The sequence below is a fragment of the Gilliamella sp. Nev3-1 genome, from assembly GCF_001690435.1.
GTDB classification, from domain to species: Bacteria; Pseudomonadota; Gammaproteobacteria; order Enterobacterales; family Orbaceae; genus Gilliamella; species Gilliamella apicola_C.
Genome location: NZ_LZHN01000045.1, coordinates 18,822 through 34,535, shown reverse-complemented (window position 1 = coordinate 34,535; position 15,714 = coordinate 18,822). Strand labels below are relative to the sequence as shown.

Annotated in this window: 15 protein-coding genes and 1 other annotated feature; of the genes, 4 read left to right on the top strand and 11 right to left on the bottom strand. The window is 36.4% G+C overall.

Features of this window, described 5'->3' with window-relative positions; all coding sequences use genetic code 11:
* Positions 1-223: 223 nt before the first annotated feature.
* Both A9G40_RS07765 and A9G40_RS07760 read right to left on the bottom strand, forming a co-directional pair.
* Positions 224-484 carry a hypothetical protein gene (locus A9G40_RS07765; protein WP_065582584.1) on the bottom strand — a complete coding sequence of 87 codons (261 nt, stop codon included), beginning with the start codon at positions 482-484 and terminating at the stop codon, positions 224-226.
* Between the two features lie 395 nt (positions 485-879).
* Complete coding sequence (locus A9G40_RS07760) at positions 880-2,562, bottom strand: amidohydrolase (RefSeq protein WP_065582583.1); 1,683 nt, start codon at positions 2,560-2,562, stop codon at positions 880-882.
* Positions 2,563-2,710: 148 nt separating this feature from the next.
* On the opposite strand from A9G40_RS07760, the gene matP reads away from it, so the two are divergent.
* From matP to cysB, 3 genes are all read left to right on the top strand, one after another.
* Complete coding sequence (gene matP / locus A9G40_RS07755) at positions 2,711-3,175, top strand: macrodomain Ter protein MatP (RefSeq protein WP_065582582.1); 465 nt, start codon at positions 2,711-2,713, stop codon at positions 3,173-3,175.
* 29 nt (positions 3,176-3,204) lie between these two features.
* Positions 3,205-5,814 carry a type I DNA topoisomerase gene (topA, locus tag A9G40_RS07750; RefSeq protein ID WP_065582581.1) on the top strand — a complete coding sequence of 870 codons (2,610 nt, stop codon included), beginning with the start codon at positions 3,205-3,207 and terminating at the stop codon, positions 5,812-5,814.
* 165 nt (positions 5,815-5,979) lie between these two features.
* Positions 5,980-6,951: an HTH-type transcriptional regulator CysB gene (gene cysB, locus A9G40_RS07745; RefSeq protein WP_065582580.1), complete on the top strand. Its 972-nt coding sequence runs from the start codon at positions 5,980-5,982 to the stop codon at positions 6,949-6,951.
* A 72-nt stretch (positions 6,952-7,023) separates the two neighbouring features.
* Here cysB and hisIE read toward each other — a convergent pair whose 3' ends face one another.
* From hisIE to A9G40_RS14305, 9 genes are all read right to left on the bottom strand, one after another.
* Positions 7,024-7,650: a bifunctional phosphoribosyl-AMP cyclohydrolase/phosphoribosyl-ATP diphosphatase HisIE gene (gene hisIE / locus A9G40_RS07740; protein WP_065580804.1), complete on the bottom strand. Its 627-nt coding sequence runs from the start codon at positions 7,648-7,650 to the stop codon at positions 7,024-7,026.
* Entirely contained in the window at positions 7,644-8,420 is a 777-nt protein-coding gene (hisF, locus tag A9G40_RS07735; RefSeq protein ID WP_065582579.1) for an imidazole glycerol phosphate synthase subunit HisF, read from the bottom strand. The genes hisIE and hisF overlap by 7 nt, the downstream gene beginning before the upstream one ends.
* Positions 8,402-9,154, bottom strand: coding sequence for a 1-(5-phosphoribosyl)-5-[(5-phosphoribosylamino)methylideneamino]imidazole-4-carboxamide isomerase (gene hisA / locus A9G40_RS07730; protein WP_065582578.1), 753 nt, complete (start codon positions 9,152-9,154; stop codon positions 8,402-8,404). The genes hisF and hisA overlap by 19 nt, the downstream gene beginning before the upstream one ends.
* 2 nt (positions 9,155-9,156) lie before the next feature.
* A complete protein-coding gene (gene hisH, locus A9G40_RS07725) occupies positions 9,157-9,744 on the bottom strand; it encodes an imidazole glycerol phosphate synthase subunit HisH (RefSeq protein WP_065582577.1) in 588 nt (195 codons plus the stop codon).
* Positions 9,745-10,812 (bottom strand): bifunctional histidinol-phosphatase/imidazoleglycerol-phosphate dehydratase HisB, encoded by a 1,068-nt coding sequence (hisB, locus tag A9G40_RS07720; RefSeq protein ID WP_065582576.1) that lies wholly within the window; start codon positions 10,810-10,812, stop codon positions 9,745-9,747.
* Between the two features lie 8 nt (positions 10,813-10,820).
* Positions 10,821-11,879, bottom strand: coding sequence for a histidinol-phosphate transaminase (gene hisC, locus A9G40_RS07715; protein WP_176700454.1), 1,059 nt, complete (start codon positions 11,877-11,879; stop codon positions 10,821-10,823).
* A 10-nt stretch (positions 11,880-11,889) separates the two neighbouring features.
* Complete coding sequence (gene hisD, locus A9G40_RS07710) at positions 11,890-13,188, bottom strand: histidinol dehydrogenase (protein WP_065582574.1); 1,299 nt, start codon at positions 13,186-13,188, stop codon at positions 11,890-11,892.
* A gap of 4 nt (positions 13,189-13,192) precedes the next feature.
* Complete coding sequence (hisG, locus tag A9G40_RS07705) at positions 13,193-14,092, bottom strand: ATP phosphoribosyltransferase (RefSeq protein ID WP_065566266.1); 900 nt, start codon at positions 14,090-14,092, stop codon at positions 13,193-13,195.
* Between the two features lie 38 nt (positions 14,093-14,130).
* Positions 14,131-14,255: a sequence feature (His leader region), on the bottom strand.
* A gap of 259 nt (positions 14,256-14,514) precedes the next feature.
* Positions 14,515-14,712, bottom strand: a complete 198-nt coding sequence (locus A9G40_RS14305; protein WP_081302193.1) for an Lrp/AsnC ligand binding domain-containing protein — start codon at positions 14,710-14,712, stop codon at positions 14,515-14,517.
* A 302-nt stretch (positions 14,713-15,014) separates the two neighbouring features.
* On the opposite strand from A9G40_RS14305, the gene A9G40_RS07695 reads away from it, so the two are divergent.
* Positions 15,015-15,566, top strand: a complete 552-nt coding sequence (locus tag A9G40_RS07695; RefSeq protein ID WP_065582573.1) for a cysteine hydrolase family protein — start codon at positions 15,015-15,017, stop codon at positions 15,564-15,566.
* Positions 15,567-15,714 lie beyond the last annotated feature (148 nt).

Sequence of the window (15,714 nt, the reverse complement as noted above, 5' to 3'; positions counted from 1 at the left end):
TTTTAAAATTGCTTTGTTTGAAAAATATAGCTATATTTATATGGTGATTTTGCAATTCAAATCTATCCAACTCTTGATTTGATAGTTTTTTACTGGAAGTCTTATATCGATAAAAATTTTTGTGATATTCAATTTTTTCATATTTCTTCATCTTTATTTATGAATCTAATTTACAAGTTATCCATTCTACAAGTTTTTTTCCATCTAACCGTGAGCAATGAACTCAGTATCCTTTTAATTCAGGTTTCATCGATAATCTTATAAACCATTGTTCGCCTTTTGAAATATCTTTTTGTAATTTTACTTTTTTATAAACTATTTTCACATCAGAATTTAACTTTTTGATAATCCAGTTTTCTAACGTCATGTTGTTGTTTTTTTGCTTGTTTTTTTCATCGAATAAATCTTTTTTTTTCTGTAACAAAAATAAACGATATTGATCTTTGCTCCATTTTAACCTCTTTATAGGAAAGCTGATTAACATGTAATCGGCTATATGAGTTAAATAAAAATAGACGAATTTTTGGTTGGTTTAGCTGCTCGAATACACAATAACGTGAAAATAAGCATAAATAAACCAATTAAAGAAAGTAACCCATATAGCCCTCCTAATTATTGCTTTTAAAGTTTTATACTAATTAGTATAAAAGTTAGTTTAAATGAAAGCTAGCCAACCAGTTACATTTAGGTAACCAGCATCTTTCATAATGTGGATTTGCTTATTTTTAACGAATTGTAATAGGTAAAATAGCTATGTTTAACCAATTGAAAAATATTATGAAAAATTGTATGTTTCAGATAGAGGTTGTTATTTGATTAGTAGGTGGAGGATGTCCACCTACGATGTTGTTTTATATGTTGAATATCTTTGTTATCACATTAGTTTTTTTGATAAACCGTTTTACCACCGACAATAGTTGTTAGAACTTGTACATTTTGCATGTCAGTTGCTGGAATGGTAAATGGGTTGCGATCCAAAATAATCAAATCAGCAAATTTACCTTTTTCAATTGAGCCAATATATTCATCTTGCTTTAATACATAGGAGGCATTAATAGTGGCACTACGCAATACTTCAATAGCGGTTAAATTACGATCATTATCTAATCGAGGATGCTCCGTATCGATTTGTCTGGTCATGGCAATTTGGAAATCATACCATTCATTTAATGGATCAATTGGCCAATCACTTCCAAAAGCGCAAGTGACACCAGCATCAATATATTGGCCATGTGCCTCTAAGCCGTTATAACGTTCAAGACCAAATAATGTTCGATACTGCTCAATCATTGCCGTACTACAGCCTGCCCATTGGAATGAAAATACAACACAAGCGTTTAATTGTTTATATCTAGCAAACTGATGTGATGCGCTTAGTTCATTATGTGCGGTACTTGGGCGAATATCAGCATCAGGTAATGCTTTACGCATTTTTTCAATGGCATCAAGCACGACTTCAATTGCACCTTCACCTACTGTATGCATATGTGGGTGAAATCCCGCTTTTGCTGATTCAAGTATTAAAGCATCTAACATCTCAATTGAGTAATACAGGTCACCATAACGATCTTTTTCATCAGTTAACTGGTATGGCTGAAGCAAGCGTGCTGTCATTAATGGTGCTTGCATTACGCCATCTACAAATAGTTTGGTATGCGATATCTTTATACCGGGCTTAGGTTGCCAGTTTTTATCATCGTAACGAGAAGCAAACTGTTTTACTTTTTCAATGACATTTGGAATATCCGCTATAGACGAAACATCATCTGGTGGCAGTTCACGGGCACCAAATAGACGAATCGAAAGCGTATCTTGTTGTTGTAGTCTTAAAAATGCATCAGCTTGGGTTTCGGTAATGCGCGCATCCATCACTGAAGTAACCCCTTGTTTATTGAGCTCAGCTTGTGACAGTTTTGCGATGTTAACTGCTTGTTCGTCAGTCAGTTTAGAAATGCTGTCAAATGCGCGCATGGCTGGTGCATCTTCTAATATACCATTTAATTCGCCGTCGTCGGTACGACCAATCTTTCCATCTGTTGGTTCTGGCGTGTTTCTATCTAAACCAAATTTTTCTAATGCAATGCTATTGGCAACGAGGGTATGGCAATCGTTTGAGAACAAAATTACGGGTCTTTTCGTATTGAGTTTATCAAGATCAAAGCGTGTGATATCTGTGCCAATTGGTAATACCTCTTGTCGTAACCAACCACGAACTTGTAACCAATTATCGTTGTGATTTAGCGAGTCTTGATCTAAAGATTGTTGGATAATGGCTAAGGTATCATCAATGGTTAAACTTTGATAATTTAAATTGCACGATGACAATTGCATCCCTCCCCAAAAAGTGTGTAAATGGGAGTCAATAATTCCGGGCATCATCGTTTTGCCTTGCAAATCATAAATCGTTGTATGATTATCAACATAGTGGCTGTTATTTATTTCTTGGGTTGTGCCAGTTGCAATAATATAGCCATTTTCGATTGCAATAGCTTCGCAGATACTATCGTGTTTGTCTGCGGTATAAATATAGCCATTAATATAAATAACATCAGCTTTAGCCATTATGAGTGTTCCTTAAATAAAGATCAAAATGAAAGGTGAACGATAGCAGATTTATAAAAAATTTGTCAAACGTAATAATTTTCTTTATTGTGTGTCGAGATTATGCTACAAATAAACTATATTAGTTACAGCGTCACAAGATGAGTCAATGAAGTATCAGCAATTAGAGAACCTTGAATGCGGTTGGAAGTGGCACTATTTAGTAAAAAGGCACCTAGAAGGTGAGTTAATAACACGTTATATTGAAAAAAGTGCTGCGCAGCATGCGGTCAATGAGTTATTGTTATTAGAACATAATCCAACGGGTGTTATTGATTGGATAAAAGCGCATTTAAATCCCGATTTAGATAATCGCCTAAAGCAAACCATTCGGGCAAAGCGAAAACGGCATTTTAATGCAGAACAACAAAATACCCGAAAAAAGTCCATAGATTTGGAGTTTTTAGTTTGGCAACGATTGGCTAATTTAGCCAAACGCCGAGGATGCACGTTGTCACAAACCATTACACAACTCCTTGAAGATGCTGAGCAAAAAGATCAATATGCAACTAAAGTATCAACAATTAAAGATGATTTACTATCGCTTCTTGATGTAAAGCTTGATAGTAAATAATATAAACAACAGAATAAAAAGGTTTAATTATGGGAAAATCCCTTGTTATTGTGGAATCACCAGCCAAAGCAAAAACGATTAATAAATATCTTGGCAAAGATTTCGTGGTTAAATCCAGTGTCGGTCATATTCGTGATCTGCCTGTAAGTGGTAGCAGCCAACGAGCTGAAAAATCAACAAAAGACAAAAAAGATAAAACCGAGAAAAAAGTGAAACGCTCCGAAAAACAGATCTTAGTTGATCGAATGAGCGTTGATCCCTATAGCGGTTGGAAAGCTCATTACCAAATTTTACCAGGTAAAGAACGGGTGGTATCAGAATTAAAAAAATTAGCTAAAGATGCTGATATGATCTATCTGGCAACCGATTTGGATAGAGAAGGGGAAGCTATTGCTTGGCATCTTAAAGAGGTTATTGGGGGTGACGATAGTAAATATCGTCGTGTTGTTTTTAACGAAATCACTAAAACAGCGATCAAAAATGCCTTTAATCAGCCTGCAATGCTTGATATGGATCGGGTGAATGCACAACAAGCCCGCCGATTTATGGATCGAGTTGTCGGTTTTATGTTATCACCATTACTTTGGAAAAAAGTGGCAAGAGGTTTATCTGCTGGTCGTGTGCAGTCGGTTGCAGTGCGACTTGTTGTTGAACGTGAACGTGAAATTCATGCTTTTATTCCTGAAGAGTACTGGGATCTTTATGCTGATTTAAATACTGCTAAAAAAGAGCAATTAACATTACAAGTCACGCATTACAAAGATGAAGCGTTTGAGCCAAAAGATAAAGTGGCTATTGATATCGCTTTAGCACAGTTGGATAAAAACCAATATCAAGTTACCCATATTGAAGAAAAACCAACTAAAAGTAATCCAACTGCGCCGTTTATTACTTCAACATTACAACAAGCTGCAAGTACGCGTTTAGGATTTGGTGTTAAAAAGACCATGATGCTAGCGCAACGCTTATATGAGGCTGGTTATATCACTTATATGCGTACTGATTCAACCAATTTGAGTCAAGATGCATTAACCATGGTTCGGGATTACATTGGTAAAAATTTCGGTAATAAATATTTACCTAATTCACCTAATTTATACAGTAGCAAGAAAAACTCGCAAGAAGCACATGAGGCTATTCGTCCATCAGATGTGACTATTCTTGCTGATAATATTAGTGATGTAGAAGTAGATGCTTGTAAATTATACCAACTAATTTGGCGTCAATTTGTGGCTTGTCAAATGACATCGGCGGAATATAATTCAACAACAATTACCGTTAAATCTGGCGATTTTACGTTAAAAGCCAAAGGTCGTACATTGCGTTTTGATGGTTGGACGAAAGTGCAGCCACAACTGGCTAAAAACAATGAAGACAAGATATTACCGCAATTATCGGTAAATGATCAACTTGGCTTAATTAGCTTAACCCCAAATCAACACTTTACTAAACCACCTGCTCGTTATAATGAAGCATCATTAGTCAAAGAACTGGAAAAACGTGAAATTGGTCGTCCATCTACTTATGCAACGATTATTTCAACAATTCAAGATCGAGGATATGTACGTTTAGATCATCGCCGTTTTTATGCTGAAAAAATTGGTGAAATTGTTACCGATAGGCTTAGTGAAAACTTCAATGATCTAATGAGCTATGACTTTACAGCACGCATGGAACATGCATTGGATGAAATTGCTCACAAAAAGCAAGAATGGCGCGAAGTGCTTGACCAATTTTTTAGCGATTTTAGTAAGCATCTTGAAGTGGCTGAACAAGCACCTGATAAAGGTGGAATGCAACTTAATCCATTAGTGTTAACGCCTGAAATTAAATGCCCTAATTGTGCGCGTGAAATGGGAATTAAAACGGCGGGTACAGGGGTATTTTTAGCATGCTCTGGTTATGCATTACCACCAAAGGAGCGTTGTAAGCAAACAATTAATTTAATTCCTGAGCATGAAACACTTAATCTTTTAGAAGAATCAGAAACAGCGGAAACCGATGCATTAAGAGCATGTAAACGTTGTCCTAAATGCCATACGGCAATGGATAGTTATTTGCTTGATAGTGAGCGAAAATTACATATTTGTGGTAATAATCCAATTTGTGATGGTTTTATTGTTGAAAAAGGTAGCTTTAAAGTTAAAAGTTACGAAGGTCCTATTATTGAATGTGAAAAATGTGGTTCTGAGATGCATCTAAAATCAGGGCGTTTCGGTTTATATATGGGATGTACTAATTCAGATTGTAAAAATACCCGTAAAATTCTAAAAAATGGTGAGGTCGCGCCACCAAAAGAAGATCCGGTTGATCTACCTGAACTTAAATGTACAAAATCTGATGCGCATTTCGTATTACGTGATGGTGCCTCTGGAATCTTTTTAGCAGCACACAATTTTCCAAAATCAAGAGAAACCCGAGCACCTTTGATTGAAGAATTGCAACGTTTTAAAGATCGTTTGCCAGAAAAATTTATCTATTTAACGCAAGCGCCAAACAAAGATCCTGATGGTAATCCATCGATTGTTCGTTTTAGTCGTAAAAATAAACAACAATATGTTACTTCTGAAGTGAATGGCAAATCGACAGGGTGGGTGATGCAATACGTGGATGGTAAATGGATAAATACCAAAAAATAGATAATAGCATCTGAATTTTTGTTAATAGATTTCAGTAAATTATACGTTTTAGTATGAAAATAGTTATTTTTGTTTGTACTAGAGTGTGAAAGGATTTACCTTACAAAATCACCCTTGCGATCTCATCAACAGGGTGAAACGCATACAGTTGAAGGAGCCTTTGTCATGAAATTGCAGCAACTACGTTATATTGTTGAAGTCGTCAATAATGATCTTAACGTATCGTTAACATCCGAAAAACTGTATACCTCTCAACCAGGTATTAGCAAACAAATAAAACTATTAGAAGATGAACTTGGTGTTCAGATATTTACTCGAACAGGTAAACACCTTTCACATGTGACGCCTGTTGGTGAAAAAATTGTTGCGCTTTCCCGAGAAATTGTAAATAAGTCCAACGATATTAAAATTATCGCTAAAGAATTTAGTCAGCCAAATCAAGGTTCGTTAACTATTATCACAACGTATACTCAGGCTCGTTATGCTTTGCCTGTTGTGATTCAACAGTTTATGCAACAATACCCGAGCATTACTTTGCATATGGAACAAGGCTCATCAGCACAATGTATTGCACAAGCGCAAGCAGGGCAGGCAGAATTTGCTATTGTAACTGAGATTTCGTCGTTAAGTGATGATATGATTGCTTTACCTTGTTATCATTGGAACCAAGCCATTATTGTGATGAAAGATCACCCGTTAGCGAAACGTAGTCTAATTTCAATTGAAGAACTCTCAAAATATCCGTTAGTCAGTTATGATTTTTCAAATGATGGTTCAGATTTAAATCAAGCTTTTACACGAGCACATCAGACTCCGAATATCGTTTTTAGCACAACAGATGCTGATTTAATTAAAACCTATGTGAAATTAGGAGTAGGCGTTGGCATTGTGGCAAAAATGGCTGTAAATAATACGTCAGATGATGATTTGGTCGTACTGAATGCTGGGCATATTTTTCCTTACAGTACCACCTATATTACTTTTGCTCGCTCATTATTTTTACGTGGCTATATGTATGATTTTATTCATCAGTTTTCTTCTCATCTGAATCGACAAACAGTTGATAAACTTATGCTAAGTGAAAACAATAGTGATGTATTAGCAATGTTTAATGGAATAAAATTGCCAGTTTGTTAAGTAAGCCTATTCTTTTTTGCTAATTGAAAAGTAACATAAAGCGCGATAGGGATCGCACTTTATTGGTTTTTACTATTTATGCCTTGCTTTTAAAATACCAATGACATCTTGTAAAGATAGATTCTGATCTTGAAGTAAAACTAATAAGTGATAAATGAGATCTGCTGATTCATTTTTTAGCTCTTCACGGTCATGAACAGTTGCTGCAAGAGCCGTTTCGACGCCTTCTTCTCCCACTTTTTGCGCAATACGTTTAGTGCCATCGTGATAGAGTTTTGCTGTGTATGACGATTTCGGATCGGCATTCTTGCGCGCAGCAAGTAATTGTTCTAACTCAAATAAAAATCCCCACTCCGTTTTAGCACCCACAAAACAACTGTTAGCACCTGTGTGACAAGTTGGTCCTATTGGATCGGCTAAAATAAGCAGGGTGTCATTATCGCAATCGGCAGTGATATTGATTACCTTTAGATAGTTACCAGAAGTTTCACCTTTTGTCCAAATACGTTGTTTAGTTCTTGAGTAAAAGGTCACTTTACCACTACTTTGTGTTTGCGTTAATGCTTCTTGATTCATATAACCCAGCATCAAAACATCGCCAGAAATATAATGCTGAATAATAACTGGCATCAAATTATCTACTTTTTGCCAATCTAATTGTTGTGAATTTAATTTTGTATTGCAATTTTGAGTTAACATAATCGAATATCTACTCCATATTGTGTCAAATAGTGTTTTAGTTCAGCAATGTTAATAATTTGTTTATGAAAAACAGATGCTGCCAATGCGCCATCCACTTCAGCTTCGTTAAATGCCTGTAAAAAATGTTGCATAGTGCCTGCGCCACCCGAAGCAATTATAGGAACACGGCATACTTCACGAACTGCTTTAAGTTGAGCAATATCGTACCCATTGCGAACACCGTCTTGATTCATCATGTTAAGCACAATTTCACCAGCACCACGTTTTTGCACCTCTTGTACCCAGTCAAGCGTGTTCCATTTAGTTGCAACTGTACGTTTTTCATCGCCCGTGAATTGGTAAACATGATAATTGTGTGATTCTTGGTCATACCATGTATCAATACCCACTACAATACACTGCACACCATAACAATCGGCAAGTTCAGTAATTAAATGAGGGTTAGCTAATGCGGGCGAATTAATTGAGATTTTATCGGCACCAAAGGTTAATATTTGCCCCGCATCTTCAACTGTTTTTATCCCACCAGCAACACAAAAGGGGATATCAATTACTTCGGCGACTTTTGCCACCCAACTTTTATCAACTACACGGCCGTCTGACGAGGCGGTAATATCATAAAAAACCAGTTCATCAGCCCCTTCTTGTGCATAACGTTTAGCTAAAGGTACAATATCACCAATAATTTCATGATTGCGAAACTGCACGCCTTTAACTACTTGACCATCACGGACATCTAAACAAGGAATTATCCTTTTTGCCAGCATGAAATTGCCTCCTGAACAGTAAATTTTTCTTCAAGTAATGCCCGACCTACAATCACACCAGCAATACCATTGTCTTTAAGTGCTTTGATATCACTTAACTGACCAATGCCACCTGAAGCCTGAAAGGCAATTTGTGGGTATTTTTGGCTGATTTGCTGATACAATTTAACGTTTGCTCCGCTAAGTGTGCCATCCTTAGAGATATCAGTGCACAGCACATGCTTTAAACCAAACGGTAGGTAATCATCAATCACCTGTTCTAAGGTTTGGTTGGAATCTTCTTGCCAACCATGAATAGCAACATGTTTTTCTCCATTAGTATTAATACGTACATCAAGTGCTAATACCAACCTTTCTGCGCCATATTTTGTAAACCACTGTTTGACTAATTCGGGTTGTTTAATGGCGGTTGAGCCAATAACCACTCGCGCAGCACCCGCTGATAGTAATGCTTGTACATCTTTTTCTGTGCGAATCCCTCCACCAACTTGGATTGGCACTTGTACTGCATTAATCAATGTTTGTATTAACGAAATCTGACGTGCTTTTGGATCTTTTGCACCAGTTAAGTCCACAAGATGTAATAATTTAGCACCTTGTTTTTCATAATCTTGCAATCGTAAAAGGGGATCATTTCCGTAATCACGTTTTTGTTCATAATCACCTTGATGTAAGCGCACAACTGATCCATCAATTAAATCAAGTGCAGGTATTATTGTTGGCAAAGTAATCATGATTACATCTCCAAAAAGTTTTTGAGTAATGTGGCACCGGCCCAGCCAGAACGCTCGGGATGAAACTGCACGCCGTAAAAGTTGTCTTTTTGTACGGCAGCGGTAAAGCTTTCGCCGTAACTGGTTTCTGCTATTGTTGCTGAGCATAATGGCATCGCGTATCCATGTACAAAGTAAAAATAAGCATCATCAGGAATATCTCGAAATAGATGATGTCCGGCTTTTGGTTTGACTTGATTCCAACCCATATGTGGTAAAGGTAGTCCACAATCAGGAATTTTTACCACATTTTCAGGAATAATCCCTAGTGTATGCACATGGCCTTCGTTACTATAATTTGCTAAAAGTTGCATACCAAGGCAGATCCCTAACACAGGTTGGGTACAAACTTTTATCAACTCAATTAAATTTCGTTCTTTTAAATTTTGCATAGCGGCTTTTGCTGAACCCACTCCCGGTAAAAACAGTTTATCAGAGCTAAGTACCACATCAGGCTCAAGACTAATTATTGGCTCATAACCTAATCGTTGCACAGCATATTTAACCGATGAAAGATTAGCACAGCCAGTGTCGAGAATGACTATATTCATTTATAATACCCCTTTTGAGCTTGGTAAATGGTCACCGTCAATTTTTATGGCTTGTTTTAAAGTTCGCGCAAAGGCTTTAAACAAACTTTCTACTTTGTGATGATCGTTATCGCCTTCTGTTTCAATATGTAACGTGATACCCATTGCATAGCTCAGAGAGTAAAAGAAATGCTCTACCATTTGTGTGCTCATATCGCCGACTTTTTGGTGAGTAAATTCTGCTTTAAATTTAAGGTACGGCCTACCCGAAATATCTATTGCGCACTTAGCTAGGCACTCATCCATAGGAATAACAGAAGCATATCGAGTAATACCTCGCTTATTATTCAGTGCTTTTTTTAGTGCCTCACCTAAAGCAAGTCCTGTATCTTCAATTGTATGGTGATCATCAATATGTAAATCGCCATCGACTTGGATATTGAGTTTAATTCCACCATGGGTAGCAATTTGATCAAGCATATGATCAAAAAAGCCAATTCCTGTATTAATTTGGCTACCACCTTGGCGATCGAGCCAGACCTCGACTAATATCTTGGTTTCTTTGGTATTACGCTCAACTTTAGCATAACGATTAACCTCTGTTAACTGTTGAGCAATTTCATTCCAATTGAGATTTTCAGGATGATAGCGTAATCCTTTTATTTGCATATTTTCAGCAAGTTGAATATCGGTGAGTCTATCACCAATAACATAACTGTTTTGTGTATCTAACTTACCACTGATAAGATAAGGTAAAACTAATTGAATTTTAGGCTTACGGCACTCGCAATTATCCTCAGGAAAATGAGGGCAAATTAGGACATCTTCAAAATTAACACCTTGTGATTTAAAAATTTGCATCATAAGGTTATGTGGGCCATCAAAATCTGCTTGTGGATAGCTACTTGTACCTAGTCCATCTTGATTGGTGACCATGACTAATTTATACCCTGCTGATTGTAGTTTTAACAGAGCAGGGATTACGTTGGGTTCAAAAGCTAATTTGTCAAAACGATCAACCTGAAAATCAATAGGTGGCTCGGTAATTAGTGTGCCATCTCGATCAATAAATAAGTATTTTTGTAACATGATTACTCCTATTTTATCGTTTTGAGTGCTGAAATTACCGCCTCGCATTCAGCTTGAGTGCCAATGGTAATGCGAATCATATTTTGTTGTCCAATTACTTTGCTTTGATCTCGTAAAATAATTCCTTTATTCCATAAGGTGTTAAATACTTCTTTATTATCTTGAAATTTAACACATAAGTAGTTGGATCGACTTGGGTAAACTTTTTCAACAATCGGTAGTTGAGATAATTGGTTGGTAAACTTCTCTTTCTGCTTATTTAAATTGATCACATGCAATTTCATGGTATTAATACCATCTTTACTCAGCGCTTGTGTTGCAATATCGGCCACGGGCGTTGCAAGTGGATAAGGCGCAATGACTTTTTGTAGTGCATCAATCACTGCTTTATTGGCAATAGTAAAACCGCAACGTAATCCTGCTAACGCAAACGCTTTAGATAAGGTACGCAAAATCACTAAGTGTGGATAATTAGCAAGCCAACTAACGACTGATGATTCGGGTGAAAATTCAATATAAGCTTCATCAATGATAACTAATGCACGATCTTTAGCTATATCAAGTAACATCTTAATATCATCAGGATTGATTAAATTACCTGTAGGATTATTAGGTGAGCAGACATAGATCAGTTTTACTTTATCAAGATTTTGTTTTATTCCATTAAGATCGAGCTGCCAATCTGCTGTTGTTGGAACGGCTTTGGTTTCTATTCCAAGTGTTTCAGCACTAACTTGATACATACCATAAGTTGGCGGACAATATAAAATACTATCTTGGGTAGGCTCACAAAAAGCACGCATTAATAACTCAATGGCTTCATCTGCTCCTCGACTCACAATGACTTGTTCTGGCGTAACACCAACATATTGAGCGTAACGGTTGATAACCTTTTCTGGTTGTGGTTCAGGATAACGGTTTAGGCTTTGTTCCTTTAACTCAAAATGCGGTGCAACGGGAAATTCATTGGCATTTAACCACACATCGCCATTACCACCAATTCGACGAGCAGATTGGTATGGCGTCAGTTTTTGTACATTTTTTCTAACAAGTTTATTGATATCCATATTAATTACCTTATTTATTTTCTGCTTGTAATGCCGCTAAGCGGAGTGTTACGGCTTGTTTATGTGCAGTAAGTTGTTCAGCTTCGGCCATAAGCTCAACAGCGTTACCTATCATTTTTAAACCCTCTGGCGTTAATTTTTGCACGGTCATACGCTTTTGAAAATCAGCAAGTCCAAGACTAGAATATGTTGCGGTATAGCCATAAGTAGGTAGTACATGATTGGTTCCTGATGCGTAATCTCCTGCTGATTCTGGTGACCAATTCCCTAAAAATACTGAGCCAGCACTAGTGATTTTTTCAACTAACTCATCCGCATTAGATGTTTGAATAATCAAATGTTCTGGTCCGTAGCAATTACTGATATTGACACATTCATCTAAATTGCTAGTCACAATTAAACGACTTTCTTGTAAGGCTTTTTCGGCAATGTTTTTGCGCGATAGATTGGCTAGTTGTTTATCAACTTCGATCGATACTGTTTGAGCTATTTTCTCATCTGGCGTTAACAAAACGACTTGCGAATCAGCACCATGTTCAGCTTGTGATAACAGATCGGCGGCAATAAAAGCAGGATTTGCCGAACTATCAGCAATGACCAGCACCTCAGAAGGGCCAGCAGGCATATCAATGGCAGCACCATCTAAACTCTGGCTTACTTGACGTTTCGCTTCGGTGACATACGCATTACCAGGTCCAAAGATTTTAGCCACTTTAGGTACCGATTCTGTACCAAATGCCATAGCAGCGATAGCTTGAGCTCCTCCGAGTTGATAAATTTCAGTCACTCCACAAAGTTCAGCTGCATATAATATTTCATCAGCAATCGGAGGAGGAGAACATAAAATTACTTTATGGCAACCCGCAATTTTAGCAGGGGTCGCAAGCATTAATACGGTTGATAATAAAGGTGCTGAACCACCTGGAATATAAAGTCCAACAGAATCAATTGGGCGAGTTACTTGTTGGCATTTTATTCCTGGCATTGTTTCAACCGTAATGGTTTGTTGGATTTGTGCTTGGTGAAACTTCTTAATATTAGCAACGGCAAGTTGCATAGCTTGTTTTAATTCAGGGTTAACTCGACTGGTTGCCAATTTGACTTCATCTTGAGTTAGTTTAATTTGCTTAATTTGAACTTTATCATACTTGCTACTAAGCGCTTTTAATGCTTGATCCCCATTTTGTTTAACTTGTGCCAAAATGTCAGCCACTGCTTTGCTAATTGATTCAGAAGAGCTAATTGCCGGTCGAGTTAATAATATTGCTTGTTGTTCATTAGTACATTGTTGCCAATAAGAGAGTTTCATATTTTTACTCCATCATTTTTTCAATTGGTAATACAAGAATTGAGCTTGCTCCTAACGCTTTTAGTTTCTCCATGGTTTCCCAAAAGAGCGATTCAGTGCTGACCATATGTAATGCAACTCGATTTTGTTCACCAGTTAACGGTAAAATGGTTGGATTTTCAGCACCAGGGAGCAAAGCAACAACATCATCTAAAACCGCAGTTGGAGCGTGTAACATAATATACTTTGATTCTCGAGCTTGGATCACTCCTTGAATTCGAGTCATAATTTTATCTATTAATGCTTGTTTGATTGTAGACATTTCACCTTGTCGTTGAATTAGACAGGCCTTTGATTGATAAATGACTTCTATCTCTTTAAGCCCGTTTGCTTCAAGTGTTGCTCCACTGGAAACTAAATCACAAATCACATCAGCAAGCCCAGCTCGTGGCGCAACTTCGACCGAACCATTAAGCAAACAGGTTTTAAAAGTCACATTATATTGAGCAAGATAGCGACGTAGTAGGTGAGGGTAAGTTGTGGCAATTCGCAAATCATTTAAACATTCAGGCCCCGTATAATCAAAATCACGAGGCGCTGCAATCGACAAACGACAGCCACCAAAATCTAAATTGCGCAATTTTTTAAATTGTGGATTTTCGCCTTCGGCTTGCCTATCTAATACTTCTTCTTCTAATACATTCTCGCCAACAATACCAATATCGACAACGCCATCAATCACCAGACCGGGAATGTCATCATCTCGAACTCGCAAGATATCGATAGGCATATTTTCGGCAAAAGCGATCAAACGCTGTTCTTGCAGATTAATCTTAATGCCACATTGTGCCAGTAACTTTTTTGACTCATCGCTTAAACGGCCTGATTTTTGCATCGCAATGCGTAAACGCGAATTATCTAACATAATATTCTCCCATCTATCCAAAAAATTTATAAATTACAAACAAAAAACCCCCGGAAGTTTGATCTTCCGAGGGTTTTCTATTTGCTTTTGCGATATCACCGGAAGACCAACGTCTTCCAGCACCAATCGCCCGAAGACTATTCAGGAATGATGGTGATGATGTTTAGTGATAAAATTAGTAACAAAAACGCAAAAACAAATCATAAAATAATAACCTTTAACTGAGTTAATAATTAAAGCTACTGAACAAAATATAACATAAATTGCTTACTCGCAACTGTTTTTTGTTTTTTATTAACAAAATTCGTATTTATTCTTAGCTAATGGGCATGAATTGTTTACTTAAGTTTAAGATAATCAGTTATTTTCACGCTTAAATGGTATAGAATCCTGAATATTTTTTACAACTGTATTGTATAACATTAAATAATTTGTTGTAGTTGATGATTAATTTTGTATCGACAATATTGCTCAATTTCTTCTAAAAATAGCGTTAATCTTTCATCAATAAAGCAACTTTTTATCATATAACACCCATCGCCTGTAATTTTATAAAACTCGATAATTTCGTTAAACGATTTAACCCTATTTTCAAATGCTCTAAATTGGTTGGAATCCATATAAATGGTGATAAATTGCAGGTTGCTGATTTTTTCTTTGATAGTAAACTTTTCGATAATGTGATTAGCGTGCAGTTCTTGAACTCGCTGCCCAACAGCTTGCCCTGTTAAAAATACTTTTTCGCCAATCTCTTTCCATGATTAACGGCTGTTCTTTTTCAATTCATCTAAAATAGCTCGATCTTTTTTATCCATTTTTTCATTTTGAAAGCGAATAATAGCAAAGGCTTTCAGTCTACTATGTTATGCGTTACTCAATTATTACATAATTATAAATAGAAAGATAACAAAGGAGCAAAAAGATGAAACAGGCATTAGTGATTATTGATGTCCAAAATGACTATTTTCCAGAAGGTAAATTTGCCTTAGTTAATACCGAATCTACATTAAAAAATGTTCTAAAATTACAGCAATATTTTAGATTAAAACAGTTACCCATCTATTATATTCAACATACAAAATCTGATCCTAATGCTAACTTTTTCGTTAAAGGAAGTAATGGCGCTGAAATTCACTCTAGCCTATTACCTGTTAACGATTTACATGAATATATTATAGAAAAAAATTTTCCCAATAGCTTTTATCAAACCAATTTACAACAAAAATTACAGCAAGAAAGCATAGAACAATTAGTTCTTTGCGGCATGATGAGTCACATGTGTGTTGATTCAACTACCCGCTACGCTTGCGAACTAGGTTATCAGCCTATTTTAATTCATAATGCTTGCACAACGCGAGATCTTGAATTTAATGATCAAATCCTTCCTGCTCAAATGGTACATAATGGTTTTATGTCGGCATTGACGGGATTTGCATCAGTAATAAGTGCTGATGCATTTATTCATATGAAATAAAATATTAGTAAAACTAGCTTTTTTGATAGGTATGTACACAAAATGCTACACCATATCAAAAGGCATAAAGCGATTGGGAAAAATTAGGCGTTGATAAAAACAAAAAACTAATAAAAGGGTTTTTATCAGAAAATAAATATTCTTACTA

What these genes read in the sequence shown, in the direction of transcription:
- hisA (WP_065582578.1), bottom strand. Translation starts at nt 9,154, where the DNA reads ATGATTACTTTGCCAACAATAATACCTGCACTTGATTTAATTGATGGA.
- hisH (WP_065582577.1), bottom strand. Translation starts at nt 9,744, where the DNA reads ATGAATATAGTCATTCTCGACACTGGCTGTGCTAATCTTTCATCGGTT.
- matP (WP_065582582.1), top strand. Translation starts at nt 2,711, where the DNA reads ATGAAGTATCAGCAATTAGAGAACCTTGAATGCGGTTGGAAGTGGCAC.
- A9G40_RS07765 (WP_065582584.1), bottom strand. Translation starts at nt 484, where the DNA reads ATGTTAATCAGCTTTCCTATAAAGAGGTTAAAATGGAGCAAAGATCAA.
- topA (WP_065582581.1), top strand. Translation starts at nt 3,205, where the DNA reads ATGGGAAAATCCCTTGTTATTGTGGAATCACCAGCCAAAGCAAAAACG.
- hisG (WP_065566266.1), bottom strand. Translation starts at nt 14,092, where the DNA reads ATGTTAGATAATTCGCGTTTACGCATTGCGATGCAAAAATCAGGCCGT.
- A9G40_RS07695 (WP_065582573.1), top strand. Translation starts at nt 15,015, where the DNA reads ATGAAACAGGCATTAGTGATTATTGATGTCCAAAATGACTATTTTCCA.
- hisF (WP_065582579.1), bottom strand. Translation starts at nt 8,420, where the DNA reads ATGCTGGCAAAAAGGATAATTCCTTGTTTAGATGTCCGTGATGGTCAA.
- hisC (WP_176700454.1), bottom strand. Translation starts at nt 11,879, where the DNA reads ATGGATATCAATAAACTTGTTAGAAAAAATGTACAAAAACTGACGCCA.
- A9G40_RS14305 (WP_081302193.1), bottom strand. Translation starts at nt 14,712, where the DNA reads ATGGATTCCAACCAATTTAGAGCATTTGAAAATAGGGTTAAATCGTTT.
- cysB (WP_065582580.1), top strand. Translation starts at nt 5,980, where the DNA reads ATGAAATTGCAGCAACTACGTTATATTGTTGAAGTCGTCAATAATGAT.
- A9G40_RS07760 (WP_065582583.1), bottom strand. Translation starts at nt 2,562, where the DNA reads ATGGCTAAAGCTGATGTTATTTATATTAATGGCTATATTTATACCGCA.
- hisIE (WP_065580804.1), bottom strand. Translation starts at nt 7,650, where the DNA reads ATGTTAACTCAAAATTGCAATACAAAATTAAATTCACAACAATTAGAT.
- hisB (WP_065582576.1), bottom strand. Translation starts at nt 10,812, where the DNA reads ATGTTACAAAAATACTTATTTATTGATCGAGATGGCACACTAATTACC.
- hisD (WP_065582574.1), bottom strand. Translation starts at nt 13,188, where the DNA reads ATGAAACTCTCTTATTGGCAACAATGTACTAATGAACAACAAGCAATA.